Annotated in this window: 15 protein-coding genes; 10 read left to right on the top strand and 5 right to left on the bottom strand. The window is 66.0% G+C overall.

Annotation, left to right across the window (positions count from 1 at the left end; all coding sequences use genetic code 11):
• The first annotated feature begins 394 nt into the window (after positions 1 to 394).
• Positions 395 to 2,041 (top strand): ATP-grasp domain-containing protein, encoded by a 1,647-nt coding sequence (locus ACWDXS_RS10980; protein ID WP_449964452.1) that lies wholly within the window; start codon positions 395 to 397, stop codon positions 2,039 to 2,041.
• A gap of 34 nt (positions 2,042 to 2,075) precedes the next feature.
• On the top strand, positions 2,076 to 2,621 hold the full coding sequence (locus ACWDXS_RS10975; protein ID WP_387447255.1) for a GNAT family N-acetyltransferase: 546 nt from the start codon (positions 2,076 to 2,078) through the stop codon (positions 2,619 to 2,621).
• A gap of 42 nt (positions 2,622 to 2,663) precedes the next feature.
• Here ACWDXS_RS10975 and ACWDXS_RS10970 read toward each other — a convergent pair whose 3' ends face one another.
• Together ACWDXS_RS10970 and ACWDXS_RS10965 are read right to left on the bottom strand one after the other, a co-directional pair.
• Positions 2,664 to 3,959 (bottom strand): hypothetical protein, encoded by a 1,296-nt coding sequence (locus ACWDXS_RS10970; RefSeq protein WP_449964448.1) that lies wholly within the window; start codon positions 3,957 to 3,959, stop codon positions 2,664 to 2,666.
• Positions 3,935 to 4,798: a hypothetical protein gene (locus ACWDXS_RS10965; protein ID WP_449964445.1), complete on the bottom strand. Its 864-nt coding sequence runs from the start codon at positions 4,796 to 4,798 to the stop codon at positions 3,935 to 3,937. The genes ACWDXS_RS10970 and ACWDXS_RS10965 overlap by 25 nt, the downstream gene beginning before the upstream one ends.
• Before the next feature lie 174 nt (positions 4,799 to 4,972).
• Here ACWDXS_RS10965 and cutA point away from each other — a divergent pair, with 174 nt between their 5' ends.
• Positions 4,973 to 5,344 carry a divalent cation tolerance protein CutA gene (gene cutA / locus ACWDXS_RS10960; protein WP_387447249.1) on the top strand — a complete coding sequence of 124 codons (372 nt, stop codon included), beginning with the start codon at positions 4,973 to 4,975 and terminating at the stop codon, positions 5,342 to 5,344.
• A gap of 211 nt (positions 5,345 to 5,555) precedes the next feature.
• Here the strand turns inward: cutA and ACWDXS_RS10955 are convergent, their stop codons facing one another.
• Positions 5,556 to 5,990, bottom strand: a complete 435-nt coding sequence (locus ACWDXS_RS10955; protein ID WP_378991573.1) for an ester cyclase — start codon at positions 5,988 to 5,990, stop codon at positions 5,556 to 5,558.
• 390 nt (positions 5,991 to 6,380) lie between these two features.
• Here ACWDXS_RS10955 and ACWDXS_RS10950 point away from each other — a divergent pair, with 390 nt between their 5' ends.
• The 4 genes from ACWDXS_RS10950 (at position 6,381) to ACWDXS_RS10935 (ending at position 13,370) form a co-directional block, all read left to right on the top strand.
• Entirely contained in the window at positions 6,381 to 6,866 is a 486-nt protein-coding gene (locus ACWDXS_RS10950; protein WP_378633322.1) for an Lrp/AsnC family transcriptional regulator, read from the top strand.
• A 197-nt stretch (positions 6,867 to 7,063) separates the two neighbouring features.
• On the top strand, positions 7,064 to 10,537 hold the full coding sequence (locus ACWDXS_RS10945) for an indolepyruvate ferredoxin oxidoreductase family protein (RefSeq protein WP_449964440.1): 3,474 nt from the start codon (positions 7,064 to 7,066) through the stop codon (positions 10,535 to 10,537).
• 260 nt (positions 10,538 to 10,797) lie between these two features.
• Entirely contained in the window at positions 10,798 to 11,880 is a 1,083-nt protein-coding gene (locus ACWDXS_RS10940; RefSeq protein ID WP_449964437.1) for a Glu/Leu/Phe/Val dehydrogenase dimerization domain-containing protein, read from the top strand.
• Positions 11,877 to 13,370 carry an APC family permease gene (locus ACWDXS_RS10935; RefSeq protein ID WP_378991568.1) on the top strand — a complete coding sequence of 498 codons (1,494 nt, stop codon included), beginning with the start codon at positions 11,877 to 11,879 and terminating at the stop codon, positions 13,368 to 13,370. Before ACWDXS_RS10940 ends, ACWDXS_RS10935 begins: the two co-directional genes overlap by 4 nt.
• 58 nt (positions 13,371 to 13,428) lie before the next feature.
• Here ACWDXS_RS10935 and ACWDXS_RS10930 read toward each other — a convergent pair whose 3' ends face one another.
• Positions 13,429 to 14,169 (bottom strand): IclR family transcriptional regulator, encoded by a 741-nt coding sequence (locus tag ACWDXS_RS10930; protein ID WP_449964432.1) that lies wholly within the window; start codon positions 14,167 to 14,169, stop codon positions 13,429 to 13,431.
• Positions 14,166 to 15,659: an APC family permease gene (locus ACWDXS_RS10925; RefSeq protein WP_449964429.1), complete on the bottom strand. Its 1,494-nt coding sequence runs from the start codon at positions 15,657 to 15,659 to the stop codon at positions 14,166 to 14,168. Before ACWDXS_RS10925 ends, ACWDXS_RS10930 begins: the two co-directional genes overlap by 4 nt.
• A gap of 239 nt (positions 15,660 to 15,898) precedes the next feature.
• Between ACWDXS_RS10925 and ACWDXS_RS10920 the strand changes: the two genes are divergently transcribed.
• The 3 genes from ACWDXS_RS10920 (at position 15,899) to ACWDXS_RS10910 (ending at position 19,135) form a co-directional block, all read left to right on the top strand.
• The gene (locus ACWDXS_RS10920; RefSeq protein WP_449964763.1) at positions 15,899 to 17,464 is read left to right on the top strand and encodes a flavin monoamine oxidase family protein; all 1,566 of its coding nucleotides are present in this window, start codon (positions 15,899 to 15,901) and stop codon (positions 17,462 to 17,464) included.
• 29 nt (positions 17,465 to 17,493) lie between these two features.
• Positions 17,494 to 18,138 carry a Rid family hydrolase gene (locus ACWDXS_RS10915; protein ID WP_378991564.1) on the top strand — a complete coding sequence of 215 codons (645 nt, stop codon included), beginning with the start codon at positions 17,494 to 17,496 and terminating at the stop codon, positions 18,136 to 18,138.
• Positions 18,139 to 18,283: 145 nt separating this feature from the next.
• On the top strand, positions 18,284 to 19,135 hold the full coding sequence (locus ACWDXS_RS10910; RefSeq protein ID WP_378991562.1) for a 3-hydroxybutyryl-CoA dehydrogenase: 852 nt from the start codon (positions 18,284 to 18,286) through the stop codon (positions 19,133 to 19,135).
• Positions 19,136 to 19,140 lie beyond the last annotated feature (5 nt).

Below are 19,140 nucleotides of genomic sequence, written 5' to 3'. Positions count from 1 at the left end.
AGGTCTCGCATCGCCCAGAGAGTCGAGGACCAACGAGCTGCCATGAACGCCGACTCCACTCGCCACCTTGCGGGATATCCGGCCGGATCCGACCGGGGTGCCACGTCGGCCACCCAAATCACATACAGCGGCCTAGATGCTCTGCGACCGCACTTCATGACTAACGGTTACCGACGATCTGCCGTGGTCGGAGGTCGGGCCGACTACTGATCTCGTACGCGGGCTGTCGTTGCGCCGACCGAAGTTCCGAAATCGCCTTCGGCCGCAGGTCACGCAGGTGAACGCGGAGATTTGTACAAGCTTGTCGCGGTCTTAGGGTCGCCTCTCCAGAACTACGGGACGAGCTCGGCGGCGTCTTCAGTGCCTGGTTCGCGGTATGCGAGGAGGCCGAGGCGTGTTCAAGCCAGCCTCCCGGGATGGCCGCGGCGTGCCGCCGGTTGCACGAGGCGCAGCTGGTCACGCCGGACATGGGCGTCCTCGGCGACGGAGCTGTTGCCGGCCGGTCGATCCGGCCTGGACCGCTGGGTCGCGCTGGGACGTGGGCCCGGTATGCCCGCATCACCTTGTCCATGCCGGAGCCGGCGCCGTTCGCGATATCGAAATACCTTGCCGCAAAAGAGGATCCACCGATCTCGATGACGGTATGATCTTCCTGACACCAATGGTGAAGGTGACTCAGGCGGAAGCCGCGGACGCGGTGCCACACCGCGGCCAACCTGCTGCCGCCGCGGGTATGCGAGGGGTCGGTGACTCGATGAAGCGGATCGCATTTCTCTATACTGACGAATTCCATTGGTCGGCACCCTATCTCGATGTGGCGTTATCTCAGCTTGGTGCAGAGATCACGGCAAAGCTGTTCTTCATCGAAAATGAGCGTGGAGTACAAGATTTTCCTGTCGAAGCGGAGCAACTGAAGCCAGGAATGGACTGCGACCAACTCGTCGACAAACTTCTCGAGTGGGGTGCGGATGGCGTAATTTCGCTCCCCATGTACGATCAGGAAACGATGCGTGACGCGGTGGTGAAAGATCATCTCGCCGACCGCGGAATACCCATGATTATGCACCGTCCGGAAGTGATCCGGATGTTCAGCAGCAAATGGGACACCAAGGAAGTCGTCCGCAGGTTCGGAATCGAGGCATCCGACGGAATCCTCATCGACGGGGACCTCCTGAACGGTCGGGGCCCTGCTGTTTACGGCTACCCAGCGTACGTGCGGCGTCGGGCATTGGAACTCGGGTTCCCGTTGCTGGTCAAGCCCCTGTGGGATTGCGGCGCCAACGGGATATGTTTCATCGAGAACGAACTCGCATTGATAAATTACCTTCAAGATCCGTATGACGGCAACGCGGTTCTGGAGCAGTGCCTCGAAGGTGAACTGTGCTCGGTCGAGATTGTCGGGCATGACGGGTCCTACGTTATCCAGCCGCTTATCTGGAAAGGGAGAACCGGATCAGCACCGCCCTTCATGGCGTCCGATCGTTTTCGTTACTGCATACCACGTCGAGAAGCGGACGATGCTTTCGCTCCAATCGCCGCTCGGCTGCGAACAATGTGCACCACACTCGGCGTCGAGGGCGTAATAGAGGTAGAGATGATCTACGTCGAGAATACATATCGGGTAATCGAGATCAATCCACGGCTGTCCGGAACGACGACACTGTCCATCGCAGCCTCCGACTGTGACACATATGGATGCTTGGTCGCAATGCTCTTAGGCAATTGGACAGAGGAGTACGCGCGTTCCGGGGAGCGAAGGATGCGCAGCGCATTTCAGTTCCCGGTACTACGGCTGACCGATGAGCTGGTCTATGCTTTGGAGCTAGATTTCGGTCTGGTCAGGACGCGGAGCTTCACATTTCGGGGCCGGGAGTTTCATGACGTCGTTGTTACGTGTGAGTTCACCGAGACCGCACTGCTGAAGAGCAAGCTGGCGTCGCTTCAGTCCAGGTTCAACCTGCTCACGCGCGCCTTGGCAGCAGAAGCCGACGGAGTGATGACTTCCTCGCTGACCGAACTCCCGTTATTCGATGTGCGATAACTCCCCGATGGGAGAGCGATTTGAGGAGCTGCAAATGATAATCGATCGCGCCGTATCGTCGGATGTGGAACAGGTGCTAGCAATGCGATCCGAGGCGGCCGCGTGGCTTCGCCGACTCGGAACCGACCAGTGGTCAGTGGAACCTGATGGCTTCCGGACACATGTGCTTGCGGGAATCGAGGCCGGCGAGACATGGATGCTGCGGGAAGGATCGGAGACTGTCGCAACTATCACGATCGATTCCCGCCCAGACCCCCTGCTGTGGACAGCGGATGAGCAGGCAGAGTCGGCGTCCTACCTGAAGAGGCTGATAGTCCGCCGGTCTCATGCCGGATGCGGCTTGGGGGCTCAGCTCTTGAAGTGGGGTCTTGATCGCTCCGCCAACATAGGAGTCTCATGGTATCGATGCGATGTTTGGACGACCAACATCGCACTCCAGGACTATTATCGACGGCTTGGCTTCACACTTGTCCGGGCGATCGCCCGTGACGACCTCCCGTCCAGCGCGCTCTTCCAGCGTCGGCCGCTGGAAGCCGCGCATCCGATCTTTGCCAACCGCGATGATGACCACCGTGTGTAATAGCGCGAACGCTACCGATTTCCAGTGACCTGTGAACCGATTTCAGTCCTGGACAAGCGTTCGGTCCCAGTCCTGGTCGGCGCCGACGAGGTGAATGCCGAACTCCCTCACCAGAAGGTCCGCGAGATCGAACTCGGCGTCCATCGACGCCGCCAGCCACAGGCGGAGCGGCTCATCGAGTGTCGCATCGAGCATGCGCTCCATCTCCGGCAGACTTGCGTGCTCGGCCTGGACAATCGACGCGAGGAAAAGCTGGACCGCGTCGGAGTCGAGAGTCGGCAACCGGCCGAGGTTCTTGCTGGCGAACCGGATCCAGTCCGGGTCGATGTCGATCATTGCCTCATCGAGCAGCGTGGTGCAATCGTTCGTACGCAGCCGGTGTCCGCCGCGCTCGCAGGCGAGACGGACAACAACACGATCCCTCGCCTGAACGCCTATCCGATACGCAGTCGCGGCATATGCCCGCCGCAATTCCGGGTCGGTGTCGAATTGAAGAAGAAAGCGAAAAATGTCTGCGTCTTCCGCGGCGACCAGCCTGGCCCGAAGCTCCGGAGAAATCACTGTGGGCGCATCCACGCAGAGAGCGAACAGCGCGGGAACTTCCGCGACACGACCTGCACGGAGAAGCTCGTTGGCGTGTGCGGCGAAATCGGTGACGGGACCTGATCGGCCCGAGGACTTGACCATTGCGGCCAACTCTCTCAGCTGCCGTTCCGCGAATGCCCGGTCGAATGCCCGCGCCAACTCGTCCTGCCGCAGCTCGCCGATCGGCTCGTTCGGAAAAGACCGAAGCAATTCGGTCACGGTGGCGTACCGTCCTGCGCGGAGCAGCGTTCGCAATCCTGCTCGACCAGCCTCAACGCTGAATCTTACCGGCACGCCGGAGAGCTGCCGGACGTAGTCTGCGGCACCGAGACGACCCGTCGAAACCAGGACGTCGTAACTACATCGGGCGGCTTCCTCGCTGATCCGTGGCAGCACGCCGGTCATCTTGGAAATATCCTCGATCCCCGTGACGTTGCCGCGCTTGGCCAATGCCTGATACGCCTCGGCCAGCGACTCGGGAGCCACGTCACCGCCGTGGGGCAGTGCGCCGTACAGGAAGCAGAAATCGTCGGCTCGGCAGTCTCGCAGCGCACGATCTCTAGCGGCGGCGAGCTCGAGTGGATTGAGTGAGGTCAATACATCGGTGCGCACGGCGAGCTGTTGGAGAATGTAGATGTCGTCGTGACGGAGGAGCCACGATGCTTCGCGTAGGACAAGCGTTCGGGGAAGCGACGCCAGTCTGCCGGGCTCGTGCTCGCAGAGATTTCTCAAGAGTTCCCGATACGGGCGCACGCCGCCTCCCCGTCTTCGTCCGTGTGCTCCAGCAAATGTGAGTAGGGCTCCAAATAGGACGGGTCGGCGGTGCGGTCGAAGTTGACCATAGCCAGGCGCAAGCTGGGATCATAATCGGTGTGCCCCCGGAAATCGTTCTTTTCGTCAGCGAGCCCCTCGCTCCACAGCCCGGTGTAAACCGGAAGGCCCATGCGGTGCCCGGCGACCGCAATCCGGTAGATGCTTTGAATTTTCGGCGGTACCCAGTCTCCCGGCCGGCTTACACGTTGAAGGTGTGAACCCTGGGCGATGTAGGTCGGGGTCAAATAGATGACCAAATCGACACCGTGCCGATCACATATCTCACCGAGATACTCCATAGTCGCGATCGCTTCCGCTACCCCCTGTTCCTCGCTCATACGTGGCGCAGGCTTGATCAGGACGTAAGAGGTGAGCCGCATACCGAGCTCGCCCAGCAGGGCGATGCGGTCCTCGAACATTCGTCGGCTGATCTTCTTCCGAAGTGTCACCTGCCGTACTTCGTCGTCCTGGGTTTCGAAACCGACGGTCAGATCGATTACCGATGCGGTCGTGCGGGCACGCACATCGATCAGACGACCCCGGCTTATGTACTCCGGGCGTGTTTCGAGCGATAACACCTCTAGGCTTTCCATGCTGGCCGCATGGTCGAGCAGGTGATGGAGAGAGTACGAATGGAAGCGTGTCGGGTCGAGTACCGATCCCTCGTTTCCGAATGAGAATTGCTGGAACGTGCCGATATGGTGCTGGTGGTCGTCGAACACCCCGGTGATCTGCTCATTGAGATCAGCAACCGAGACCGTACTGGTTGACGACCTCATCGGCAACGCACAATAGCTGCACTCGAACTGACATTTCCGAGTGTAGAAAGAGACCACCAAGTCGGTGCGGCCCAAGAACAGTCGCTTCCCGACATAGATAGGAACTCGCGAATTCGGTATCGATTGCATATGCCCGCCCCGAGTTGAGAGTCCGCCTGGGTATCCCTCAATAGTATGACCCAATTGCGCTGCGGGAGTGCATGTTTCGAGATATCGACACACGAATCGTGTGAACAGCCTGGATTCCACAAGTGCGACCGCCAGCCCGACTGCGCGCGGACGCGAGAGCGCGGGGCCCGGACAGCGGGTGCGCGCGACGTACGGAACAGGTTTCACACAAACTGCAGAGCGAACACGAACGCTGTCGGCACCGGTCCGGAGTGGCGGTTGATCTTCCGCGTCGCTGCGGCTGGTCGGGACCGTCTGGCCGAGCGCATCGCGGAGTCGCATCCGTGGAGCGGACCCGAGATCAGCGCGACACCGATGCCTTGGACGACCGAAACATACGCCCAGTGGGTCGAAAGCCCAACAGTGCCACAGGAATAGGCGCACGCGCCGCTGTGGCGCGGGCTAGAAGTCCGGGTCGGCCGGTGTCGCCCCTACCGGCGCAGAGCTGCGCGACCTCTTTCTGGGTCCGTTTCGGGTACAGACCCAGACCCACCATCGGCCCCGGAGATCCGTTCCCTCATCACGAATCCCAGGGGCGAGGTAGCCGGGGGCCCGGAAGTTGCGTGGGTGCGGTCTCCCACGTCACGAATCAGGTTGTCGCGGAGTGCGCCGACGGGACTACGCCGAGTTGCTGCATCATCCCGAGCGTGTCCCAGGAGGCCCAACTCTCGATGATCTTGCCGTCCGCGAAGCGATTGATCGTAATTCCCTGAACAACTGCCGATTTGCCGGTGGCGGGCATACCCATCATCTCGCCGTCATTGGTTCCGGTTCCCGTCCATCGGGTGGTGACGAAGTCGCCTTCGGCGATCTGTTCGTTGATCAGGAACCGTTGATCCGAGAAAGCGGCGAGATACATCTGCACGAGCCGCCTGAGGCCTTCGGGGCCGTGGACCTCGGCGAACGGGTTCTGCGGATCGTGGTTGATGCAGTCGTCGGCCATGATTTCGTCGAAGACATCGAGGTCTCGCGAGTTCCACGCGTCGAAGATGCGCTTGGCTGAAGCCTTGTTCTGCTCTGACATGGCGTTTCCTTACTGGTAGTGACGCCGAACCGGCGAAGGGGCTCGTCACTACAGGCAGCCTTCGCCACGCCCGGCGTTCAGCACGGTGTGACGCTCGGGCCGACGGAATCCAGCCGTCACAGCCCGATACGAGGACGTTGCCATCACGGAGGATGCCCGCCCCGGATGTTGCCCGGCAAGCACTCAACTCCCCACCGGGCGCAAACCTTGAAGCCGGTGTACGGAATAATTGTGCGCCTTTTTCGCAAGCAAGGTAAGAGGCGACCACGTACACGTTCGATGTCTTTTCCAGCCTCGACGGCGATATCCAGGAACTCGTCTACCGGCCGACCCGGCACGGTTGAGATCAGGTGTGCGGTTCCCGGGTTCGGCGCGTGTCAGAATGCGCCCATGACCATCAAGTTCGACGCGCTCGATGCCGCGTTGCTGGCCGAACTGGCCCGTGACCCGCGGGCGCCGATTCTCGAGCTGGCGCAGCGACTCGGGGTCGCCCGCAATACCGTGCAGGCGCGGATGAAGCGGCTCGAGGCATCGGGTGCCGTGCGGGGTTATCCGCCCGATATCGATGTGCAGGCCATCGGGTTCGCGGTGCATGCCTTCCTTGGCATCGAACTCGATCAGAACAAGATGGATCCGATCATCGAGACGCTGCGCGGATTCCCGCACGTCCTCGAGGTGCACGCCACCACCGGCCGCGCCGATCTGCTGGTGCGCATCGCCGCGCAATCGCAGCAGGATCTCCTGGAGATCATCCAGCGGGTGCACGCCATCGACGGCGTGAACCACACCGAGACCATGCTCGCCCTGGCCACGCCGATCGGGTATCGGAGCCTGCCACTGGTCGAGCATCTGACGAACCGGACGAATCAGCCGTGATGTGACCCAGGTCTCTCGCGCTCGAGCAGATTGATACATCCAGCTCAGTGGTACAGATCACTTTTGAGCAGACTGATCAACTATTCGACTGACTGTTGACACCGATTGCCCTCCACGGCACATTTCGCAGCACCGATAGCAAGTTCCTTCGTTGCGCAGCTCACGATCTGGGTTGTGGAAAGTGTGGTGAGGCGTTCATGACCACCGTCGTCTGTGCGACTGCTCGACCGTCGGCCGAGCCGGCCGCGCCCTACGACCTCGCCGATCGCTACCGCTCCGGCGCGGGCCCGGTGCTGCTGACCGGGGTCCAGGCCATCGCCCGGCTGCTGGTGGAACAGCATGTGCGCGATATTCGCGCCGGTCGCCGCGTCGCGACGTTCGTCTCCGGCTACCAGGGCAGCCCGCTGGGCGGGGTGGACAAGATGCTGCTCGGCATGCCGGAGGTACTCACCGAACACGACATCACCTTCGTCCCCGGGTTCAACGAGGAACTGGCCGCCACCGCGGTCTGGGGCAGCCAGGCCGAGCTGCCCGCCGGGCGGCCGACCCACGACGGCGTGGTCGGCGTCTGGTACGGCAAGGGTCCCGGCGTCGACCGCGCGACCGACGCCATCCGGCACGCCAATATGTACGGCGTGAATCCGCGTGGCGGCGTGCTGCTGCTGGTGGGCGATGATCCGGCCTCGAAATCGTCGACCGTGCCCGCGGTGAGCGAACGCTCGCTGGCCGCGATGGGGGTGCCCGTTCTGTTCCCGCGCAATGCCGAGGAGATCATCACCCTCGGTATGCAGGGCATCGCGATGTCGCGGGCCTCGGGGTGCGTGGTGGCGTTGAAGATCGTGGCCGATGTCGCCGACGGGGCGTGGACGGTCGACGAGGGCGTGGCCGACCTCGCCCTGACGGTGCCCGAAGTGCAGTGGGAGGGAACGCCTTTCGTCTATCGACAGCGACCGATGGCGGCGCCGACCGACAGCGTGCTCGCCGAAGCGGACCTCTACGGGCCACGCTGGGCGACGGTGCACGCCTACGGTGCGGCCAACGCTCTCGACGTCATCGAGGTGGACCCGGCCGAGGCGAAGGTGGGGATCGCGGCCACCGGCACCACCTTCGACGCGGTCCGCCAGGCTCTGCTGGATCTGGGTGTCGACGAGGCGAGCATGCACCGCGCCGGAATCCGGTTGCTGCGCATCGGCATGCCCTATCCGCTGGGCACGGCCGCGCTCACCGAGTTCGCCCGCGGGCTCGAGCAGTTGATCGTCGTCGAGGACAAGACCGCGTTCATCGAAACGCAGGTCCGCGAGATCCTCTACGGCACCCCGGACGCGCCGCGCGTGCTCGGCAAGCGCGACGAGCGCGGCGCGCGCCTGATGCCGGTCGACGGCGAGCTCACCGCCGGACGGCTGCTGGCGCCGCTGCGCCGGGTGCTGCGCGGACGGGTGGAGCTGAAAAAGGCAGCGCCACCGGCACTTCCGCTGGAGGTTCTCTCCGCCAAGCGGACGCCCTATTTCTGCAGCGGCTGCCCGCACAACCGCTCCACCGCCCTGCCCGACGGCTCGATCGGCGGCGGTGGCATCGGCTGTCACACGCTGGTCACCATGTCCGGGCGCACCGACAGCGCGGTCACCGGGCTCACCCAGATGGGCGGTGAGGGCAGCCAGTGGATCGGGCAGGCGCCGTTCACCGATGTGCCGCATCTGTTCCAGAACATCGGCGACGGCACCTTCTTCCATTCCGGGCAGCTGGCGATCCAGGCCTGCGTCGCGGCCGGGGTGAACATCACCTACAAGCTGCTCTGGAACGAGGTCGTCGCGATGACCGGCGCCCAGGACGTGGAGGGCGGGATCACCGTCGCGCAGCTCACCCACAAACTCACCACCGAGGGTGTCCGCAAGATCGTCATCTGCGCCGATGAGCCCAAGCGGCACAGCAAGCGAGCGCTGGCGAAGGGCACGCTGCTCCTGCATCGCGACCGGCTCGACGAGGCGCAGAAACTGCTGCGCGAGATCGAGGGCGTCACGGTGCTGATCTATGACCAGCACTGCGCCGCCGACGCCCGCAGGCAGCGCAAGCGCGGAACACTGCCGACCCGCAACACCCGGGTGGTGATCAACGAGGCCGTGTGTGAAGGCTGCGGTGATTGCGGCGCCAAGTCGAACTGCCTGTCGGTGCAGCCGGTCGAGACCGAGTTCGGGCGCAAGACCCGCATCGATCAGACCTCGTGCAACACCGATTACAGCTGCTTGGACGGCGATTGCCCGTCCTTCGTGACGGTGGAGGTGGATCCGGCCAAGGGCAAGTCCCAGCGGCGCGAACCCGTCGAGCCGCCCGCCGTGGCCGATCCGGGCGTGGGCGCGCCGACCCGCACGCAGAACGTGCTGATCGCCGGAATCGGGGGCACCGGCATCGTGACGGTGAACCAGGTCCTGGCCACCGCCGCCCTGCGCGCAGGCTACGAGGTGGAGAGCCTGGACCAGATCGGCCTGAGCCAGAAAGCCGGCCCGGTGCTGTCCCACCTGCGGTTCTCCACAACGGAATTGGAGCCGGCCAACCGGCTCACCCCCGGTAGCGCCGACTGCCTGCTCGCCGTCGACCTGCTCACCGCCACCGACCCCCGCTACCTCCAGTACGGCGACGCGGCGAGCACCGTGGCAGTGGCGTCGACGAGCCAGACCCCGACCGGCGACATGGTCTTCGACAAGTCGGTGGCCTACCCCGCGACGGACACTCTGCTGGATCGGCTTGCCACGGTGACGAATTCGATCAGTCACTTCGACGCGCTCGCGGCGGCACTGACGCTGTTCGGGAACACGGCGGCGGCCAATTTCCTGATCGTGGGCGCGGCCGTCCAGAACGGCGGGCTGCGCCTGCCGGTCGCGGCGATCGAGGAGGCCATCGGGATCAACGGTGTCGCGGTGAACGCCACCATCGCGGCGTTCCGGTGGGGGCGGGTCGCCGTCGCCGATCCGGCGGCGTTCGCGGCGGCGGTCGACACAGGCCGACCGCGGCGCACCCCCCCGGTGGCGCCCGCGGAGTTGCTGGCGAACACCAGCTTCGAGGGCGAGGTGCGCCGGATCGTGGAACTGCGAGCAGCTCAGCTGATCGGATACCAGAACGCTAAGGTGGCACACCGTTACCTCGAGACGGTCGAATCCGTCTGGGCGGCAGAGCGTTCGGTCACCGAGCGCACCGAGTTCAGTGAGGCGGTCGCGCGGGGGCTGTTCAAATTCACGGCCTACAAGGACGAGTACGAGGTGGCTCGGCTGCTCGTGGACCCGGACTTCCTCGCCGACGTGCAAGCCCAGGTACCCGGCGGCGAGAAGCTCACCTACAAGCTGCATCCCCCGATGCTGCGTGCGATGGGCCGGGACAAGAAGATCGGGCTCAGGCCGAAGTCGCATGTGGCGCTGAAGGTTCTGGCCAAGGGCAAGTTCCTGCGCGGCACCAGGCTCGACCCCTTCGGCTACGCCCACGTCCGCAAGGTCGAACGCGAACTGCTGGCCCACTACACCGACATGGTGCGCCGGCTGGCACACGATCTGACCACCGAGAACTACGAAACAGCCACTGCGGCAGCCGCACTGACCGACGTCGTGCGCGGCTACGAGGACATCAAGCTCGGCAATGTCGAGCTCTACCGCGCCCAGCTGCGCGAGCTCGGCATCGACTCCTGACGGGAGACGTTGCCACCGAGCCCACGGCACCATCCACCTCCGCGTTCGCTCGACCACGTCCTCACCGCCACGCGAACCCAGCCACTGCGACGTGCACCGCCGCGGCAAGCGGCTGAGCACATCGCCGCGCCGCAGCGCACCCGCGCCACCACTACGTCGCCGCACCAGCGGCACAACTGAAACTGCCGCGGACCCGCGGCACCACAACCCCGCAGCCCAGGGCACAACCCTGGTGCGCGGAACCGGAAAGGAAATCGACAGTGACCGTTGCGCACACCGAAGCAGGAGTCTTCGGCCGATCGCACGAGCTCAGCGCCCGCGCCCACGAGCAGGTCGTGTTCTGCGAGGACGACAGATCCGGGCTGAAGGCGATCATCGCGATCCACTCGACCGCACTCGGCCCCGCCCTCGGCGGTACCCGCTTCTACCCGTACGCCGATGAATCCGCGGCCCTGCAAGACGTGCTGCGACTGTCCTGGGGAATGACGTACAAGGCCGCGGCGGCGGGGGTGGATCTCGGTGGCGGCAAAGCGGTGATCATCGGCGATCCGGCCACTCACAAGAGCGAGGACCTGCTCGCCGCCTACGGGCGGTTCGTCGAAACCCTCGGTGGGCGCTACATCACCGCCGGTGACGTGGGCACGAACACCGACGATCTGGATGTCATCGGTCGGCACACGAGCCACGTCACCGGCCGCAGTGTCGGCGCGGGCGGCAGCGGCGACAGTGCCCGGCTGACCGCGCTCGGCGTCTTCCACTCGATGCGGGCCGGAGCCGAGTTCGTGTGGGGCGCACCGACACTGGCCGGGCGCACGGTCGGCGTCGAGGGTGTCGGCAAGGTCGGGCGCGAACTCACCGCCCTGCTGCTCGCCGACGGCGCCGAGGTCTGCGTGACCGATGTGAACGAGGCGGCGCTGCGGCGCGTCACCGACGAACTGCCCGCCGTCCGGCTGCTGTCGACAGTGTCCACCGCGCCGGTCGACGTGTACGCCCCCTGCGCGATGGGCGCCACCCTCACCGCGGCGAGCGCCGCGACGATCGAGGCGAAGCTCATCTGCGGTGCGGCGAACAACCAACTCGCGACACCCGAGGTCGAGCAGGCGCTCACCGACCGCGGCATCACCTGGGTGCCCGATTTCGTGGCCAATGCCGGTGGCCTCATCCAGGTGGCCGGTGAACTGCGCGCCGCCACCCCGGCCGAGGTCGAAGCCGAGGTCGCCGACATCTACCCGCGCTGCCGCGAGATCATCGCCGCCGCCATCACCGAGGGGATCGGGACCGGCGCCGCCGCCAACCGATTCGCCGAGCGCCGTCTCGATGCCATTCCGAGGTCGCTGCGATGATGAACAAGAGCAGCCTGTTCCGGACCAAGTCGGTCGAACAGTCGATCCGGGACACCGACGATCCGGATGCCAAGCTCCGCAAGGATCTGACGGCGAAGGACCTGACGATCTTCGGTGTGGCGGTGGTGATCGGCGCGGGCATCTTCACCCTCACCGCGCGCACCGCGGGCACGGTGGCGGGACCGGCGGTGTCGCTGGCCTTCGTCTTCGCCGCGATCGCGTGCGGGCTCACCGCCCTGTGCTACGCGGAGTTCGCCTCGACCGTGCCGGTGGCGGGTAGCGCGTACACCTTCGCCTACGCCACCTTCGGCGAGGTGATCGCCTGGATCATCGGCTGGGATCTGATCCTGGAGTTCGCGCTCGCGGTGTCGGTGGTCGCCAAGGGCTGGTCGCAGTACCTCGGCGAAGTGCTCGGATCATCGGCGCCGGTGCTCCACCTCGGCACGGTGAAGTTCGACTGGGGCGCGGTGGTGATCATCGCGGTGGTCGGCGTGCTGCTGGCCACCGGGACCAAGCTGTCGTCGCGGGTGTCGGCCATCGCCGTCGCGATCAAGCTGGGTGTGATCGCGCTGGTGCTGGTCGTCGGCGCGACGTATTTCAAGCCGTCGAACCTGACCCCCTACATCCCGCCGGCGCAACCGTCGGAGAAGGCCGAGGGGATGCACCAGTCGCTGTTCGCCTTCCTCACCGGTTCCGGTGGCACCAGCTACGGCTGGTACGGGCTGCTCGCCGCGGCCAGCCTGGTGTTCTTCGCCTTCATCGGCTTCGACGTGGTCGCCACCACCGCCGAGGAGACGCGCAACCCACAGCGCGACGTCCCGCGCGGCATTCTGGCGTCGCTGGCGATCGTGACGGTGCTCTACATCGCGGTCTCGCTGGTCCTCACCGGCATGGTGTCCTACACCGAACTGGCCGACGGCAACGCCACATTGGCCACCGCCTTCGCCATCCACGGCGCCACCTGGGTGAAGAACATCATCGCCATCGGCGCGCTGGCCGGGCTGTCGACCGTGGTGATGGTGATGTTCCTCGGCCAGACCCGGGTGCTGTTCGCCATGGCCCGCGACGGTCTGCTGCCTCGCGGTCTCGCGCAGACCGGCAAGAAGGGCACACCCGTGCGGCTGACCGTGCTCGTCGGTGTGGTGTGCGCACTGCTGGCCGGTTTCGTCGAGTTCGGCACGCTGGAGGAAATGGTCAATATCGGCACACTGGTCGCGTTCGTCCTGGTCTCGATCGGGGTGCTGGTGCTGCGTCGCACCCGTCCGGATCTGCCGCGCGGGTTCCGCGTTCCGTTCGTCCCGGTGGTTCCCGTTCTCGGCGCTCTGGCCTGCGTGTGGCTGATGGTCAACCTCTCGATCGAGACCTGGCTGCGCTTCGTGATCTGGATGGCACTCGGTGTCATCGTGTACTTCGCCTACGGGCGCAGGCACTCGGTGCTCGGTCGCAGGCGACCCGATTCCGCGGAACCGGAACTGACACCGGTTCGATAGACCCGCTGCACACCCGGGGCCCGGCGATTCGGTGGATCGCCGGGCCTCGGGTGTGCGGTCACAGTGTCAGCTGATCGGCCGCCGACGTGAGCAAGTCGATGAGGTCGCGATCGTGCACGGGCAGGCGGCCGGTCTTGCCGATCGCGGCCAGGGCACCGGTGACCGTGCCGTCGTCGGTGCGGATCGGGACGGCGACGGCGCTGCGGCCGAGGCGGCATTCGTTCACCTCGACGGCGACCGCGTCCGCGGTGACTCGGCGTAGCTCGGCGGCGAGATCGGCGGCGTCGGTGATGGTGAAGGTGGTGACCTTGCGCGGCGTGGCCTCGGCCGCGAAGTCCGGGTACCGCGCCAACAGGAGCTTGCCGATGGCCGAGGCGTGCGGGCAGGCGAGCAGCACCTTCTCCCCATTCAGCTCATGGTCGGGGTCCTTGTCGACCATCCTGATCCGGCCGCCGGCGAAGGAGGCGAGATGGATGCCGAAACGCAGCTGGGCGCGCAGTTCACCAAGGATCCGGTGATTGCCGGAGACGGGCTCGGGAGCGGCAGCCCCGGCGAGCTCACGGGTACGGCGGCCGAGGGCGAAACCGGACAGGTCCTCGATCCGCACCAGGTAGCCGTCGGCGACGAGGAGATTCAGGAGGCGGTACGCGGTGGCGGGGGCGATGCCGGTCTGCGCGGCGATGTCCTTCGCGGTGGCGCCCGAACCCAGCTGCGCTACCGCCTCGAGCAGAGCGAGGGCCTTCTGGACAGCCCTCGGCTCGTGCCCGGTCGGGCCGTCGCGGCGGGTCGTCGTTGTCACTGTTCGCCGCGGTCCGCCCCTACCAGGGCCATCGCGCCGCGGGCGTTGACGGCGAACACCCCGGCGCCGGGCAGCACGTCAGTGGATTCGGGACTGTCGAAAACACCGATGGCCGTGAGACTTTCGGGACAGCTGTCCCGCAGCCAGCGATACCAGGCAGCACCGGCCAGCAGCACCGCGAGCACCGTCGCGGGCGCGACCACCACACCGTCGCTCGCGTCCGACACCGTCAGACAGACCAGCACCGCGGCGAGCACCCCACTGCCGACCCAGCCGGCGACGAGGTCGACGCGGCTGCGCTCGCGGATACGGCCGAGCAACAGCACCGCACCCACCGCGACCAGGATGTAGGACACCGCGAGCGCCGTGCGCATGACGGTCTTGGCCGCGGCGGGCACACCGTCGAGCGCGACGAAACCCGAACCGGCCGTCGCGACGATGCCGATGATCAGCACCAACGCCACGTGCGGGGTCCGCAACCGCGGACCGACCCGGCTCAGCAGGCGCGGCAGCACACCCTCCACACTCATCGAATACATCAGTCGCGACGCGGCGTTCGACGAAGCCATCGACGACCCGAGCCACGAGCAGGTCAGCCCCGCGTCGAGCAGGATCACCACGAGCAGACTCGACCCACTCGCCGTCCCGTGCAGATACGCGTTCACCACCGTTCCCGCATGCCCGGACCAGGCCGCCCACGACGCGAAGATGAACAGCGCCCCGCACAGCACCGGGGTGAGCAGCACCGTACGGGTCACGGTGACCAGCGGACGCCGCGTCTCCGGTGCGAAGAACGTGGCGCTCTCGAAGCCCGCGAGCGCGAACAGCGCCGACATCGCGATGGCCAGCACCGCGGGAACGTTCGGCGCGGCCGGGGTGATCGCGACAGCAGGCCCCGACACCAGCATGAGGCCGATGATGAAGGCCAGCGAACACGCCTCGACCGCCAGAATCGCGATCGCGGCGAACCGCACACCACGCACCAGCACCGCGCCGATCAGCACCGCGATGCCGAGATAGACGGCGCCGATCTGCCAGCCGCGCAGCGTGATTCCCAGCTGCGCTGCCAAGGCGAGAGCGGTCTGCGACCCGTGATACATCGTCAGCGACGCACTGCCCAGGTACTTCACGAGCATTCCGACGCCACAGGTCAGCGCCGCACGCGGTCCGGCGCCGTGGCTGACGAAGGTGTAGAGCCCACCCGCCGCGGACAGCCGCCGGGTGAACTGTGCGACGCAGTACGCGATCAGCGTGATGACCAGCGTCGCGATCACGATCGTCACCAGGCCGGGCAGCAGTGCGTCGTGGGTGAGCATCGTGACCGGCAACAGCACCATCGACGCGGCGGGCGCGGTGGTCGCGATCGACTGGCCGAGCAACGCCACACCCGGCAGTTGTCTGCGCCCCAGCGCACGCAACGGCGACACCGCGGGGCGCTCGGGTTCCCCGGCCGCGAACGAGCGCGCGACCGCGTCGGCCAGTGCCGTCACCACACACCTCCCAGCGTTGTCGGTGCGGGCGAGGATATCCAGATCTGGTTTCGGCGGTATTGCGGGCGCGAGTCGGGGCGATGGTCACCGAGCGAGAACGCGACCGCGGGGGATCTCACTCGCCGATCGGTGAACGTTTTCCGCGGCGTAGCGGCACCGACCCACCGTCGACGGACGCTGTCGCAGAACGGATATCGCGGCGGACGGAGCTACCCATGGCAGTCACCAGAAGATCATTCATGCAGAGTCTCGGCATCACCGGTGGTGCCGGCCTCGCCTACGGCGCGATGTCGACCCTCGGCCTCGCGCCCGCCACGGCGCAGGTGTCGTTCCGCTCGCCCGCCATGGGCGACCTCATCGGCAAGGGCGACGGGGGCGCGAAGGTGGCGATCCTCGGCGGCGGCCCCGCGGGGTTGTGCGCGGCCTACGAGCTGGGCAAGGCCGGATACGACGTGACCGTGCTCGAGGCCAGGAAGCGAGCGGGCGGACGGGTGTGGTCGGTGCGCAACGGCACCACCGAAACCGATCTCAACGGCGAAACCCAGAGCTGCACCTTCGCCGAAGGGCACTACTTCAATCTGGGCGCCACGCGAATCCCGCAGGGCCACATCACCCTCGACTACTGTCGCGAACTCGGTGTCGAGATCCAGCCGTTCGGCAACCAGAACGCGTCCACCTTGGTCAACTATCAGAGCGGCACCTCGATCTCCGGGCAGTCGGTGCAGTACCGCGCCGCCAAGGCCGACATGTACGGCTACATGTCCGAGCTGCTGCAGAAGGCCGCGACGCGGGGCGCACTCGACGACGTGCTCTCCGGCGCCGACAAGGAAGCGCTGTCGTCGTTCCTGCGCGATTTCGGCGACCTCTCCAGTGACGGCCGCTATCTCGGCTCGACGCGGCGCGGCTACACCTCCGAACCCGGGGCGGGTCTGAACTTCGGCGAACAGCCGAAACCGTTCCCGATGTCCGACACGATCCGCAGCGGTCTCGGCCGCAATTTCAGCTTCGAATTCGGCTACGACCAGGCCATGATGATGATGACCCCGGTCGGTGGCATGGACCGCATCTACGCCGCCTTCCAGCGCGAGATCGGCACGCAGCGCATCCATTTCGGTGCCGAGGTGTCGGCGATGAAGAACACCCCCGAGGGTGTGCGGATCGAGTACACCCAGGACGGCGCGCGCAAGTCCCTCGATGCCGACTACTGCATCTGCACGCTGCCGCCCCATCTCGTCGGTCGCCTGGCCAACAACCTGCCCGCCGACGTGCTCACCGCGCTGAAAGCCGCGATCCCGGTGTCCTCCGGCAAGCTCGGCATCGAATACTCGCGCCGCTGGTGGGAGCTCGACGACCGGATCTACGGCGGCGCGAGCAATACCGACAAGGACATCGCGCAGATCATGTTCCCCTACGACCACTACAACGGCGACCGCGGCGTGGTGGTCGGCTACTACAACACCGGCAAACGTCATCAGGCCTTCGAATCACTCACCCACCGGCAACGTCTGGCGAAGGCCGTCGACGAGGGCGCAGCGATCCACGGCGACAAGTACCGCGCCGACATCGCCTCGTCGTTCTCCGGCAGCTGGCGGCGAACCAAGTATTCCGAGGGCGCGTGGGTCGGGTGGTCGGGCAGCAATTCCCACGGCGGTGAGGCCACCCCCGAGTACACCAAACTCCTTGCCCCCGTCGAGCACATCTACTTCGCCGGCGACCACCTGTCCAACGCGATCGCCTGGCAGCACGGCGCCTTCACCTCCGCCCGCGACGTGGTGACCGCCCTGCACGCCCGCGTTGCCGCCTGAATCTCGCACCCCGACAAGGAGTATCGACCATGAAGACGACGATCACCCTGGCCGCGACGGCCCTCGCGGCGCTGACCCTCACCTCCTGCTCGGCCGACCCGGCCGAGTCGCAGCCGTCCACTGCGCCGAGTACTTCGGTTCTCGAAGCGGGACAGGCGAATCCGATGATCGCCCAAGGCGTGACGATCGCCGCCGACGCTACCGTCTACAAGACCAGCGGCCTCGGCCCCACCGCCACCAACAAGGCCGCCCCCACCGGCAGCCCCGAATCCTTCATCGACACCCAGCAGTTCGCGGACGCGAAGCTGCCCGCCGGTGTCACCGTCACCGAAGCGCAGGGCATGTCGGTGCTGGCCAGAATCCGGGAGAACCTCGAAGCCCAGGGCCTGACCCTGGACGACGTGATCACCATGCGGGTGTTCCTCGACAACGCGCCCGGCACCGACCGTGCCGACTACGCCGGCTGGAACCGCGCCTACCGGCAGTTCTTCGCCAATACGAACCTCACCACCGGCGACACCGAGCTGGTCCCCCTCGGCACCGCTGCCCCGGCCGCACCGCTGGTCCGCAACGCGGCACGACCGAGCCGCTTCGCCCTGGAAGTGGCGAGCCTGCCGGTGGCGGGATGGTTGGTCGAGGTCGAAGTCGACGCCGTGTACCCGGCGGGTAAGTGAGTCGGCTCGCTGACGAATGCCCTGGTCAGCGTCGCGTCCAGCTGGTGCGATAGCTCACGTTCCGGCAGCCTGTGGCACTGAGTGCCAGCCTGGGGTGAAATAATCTCCGGGACAGCCAGGGCAATGCGATGTTGGGAGTTCTCCAGTGGAGTTGATCGGTGTAATCGGTGGCGGCACGATGGGCGCGGGGATCGCGGAGGTGTGCGCCAAGGCGGGCAGCTCGGTGCTCGTGCTCGAGACGAAGCCGGAGTTCGCCGAGGCGGCCAAGAACCGGATCGCCACCTCGATCGCCCGTGGCGTGACCAAGGGCAAGATCACCCAGGACGAGGCCGACGCGGTGCTCGCGCGGGTGCGCGTCACCCTGGACATGGACGAGTTCGCCGATCGTGACCTGGTGATCGAGGCCGCGCCGGAGATCGAGGCGCTCAAGTACGAGATCTTCGGCAAGCTGGACAAGATCGTCAAGCCCGAGGGCATCCTCGCCACCAACACCTCCTCGATCCCCGTGATCAAGGTGGCCGGGGCGACCGAGCGGCCCGAACGGGTCGTGGGCGTGCACTTCTTCAACCCGGTGCCGGTGATGCCGCTGGTCGAGATCATCTCGACCCTGGTGACCGCGCCGGAAGCGGCCGTGGCCGTCACCGACTACGTGAAGAACACCCTCGGCAAGATGGCCGTGCAGGCCGGTGACCGCTCCGGGTTCATCGTCAACGCGCTGCTCATCCCCTACCTGTGTTCGGCGATCCGGATGCTCGAGTCGGGCTACGCCACCGCCGAGGACATCGACGCGGCGATGAAGGGCGGCTGCGGCTACCCGATGGGCCCGCTGACGCTGCTCGACACCGTCGGCCTCGACATCGCCCTCGCGGCGTCGGAGTCGCTCTACGCGGAGTTCGCCGAGCCGCATCTCGCCCCGCCCGCGCTGCTGCGCCGGATGGTGGACGCGGGCCGACTGGGCCGCAAGACCGGTCGCGGGTTCTACGACTACGCGAAGTAGTGCTG

Source organism: Nocardia sp. NPDC003183 (genome assembly GCF_053590715.1).
This window is presented reverse-complemented; position numbering and strand designations above follow the sequence as displayed.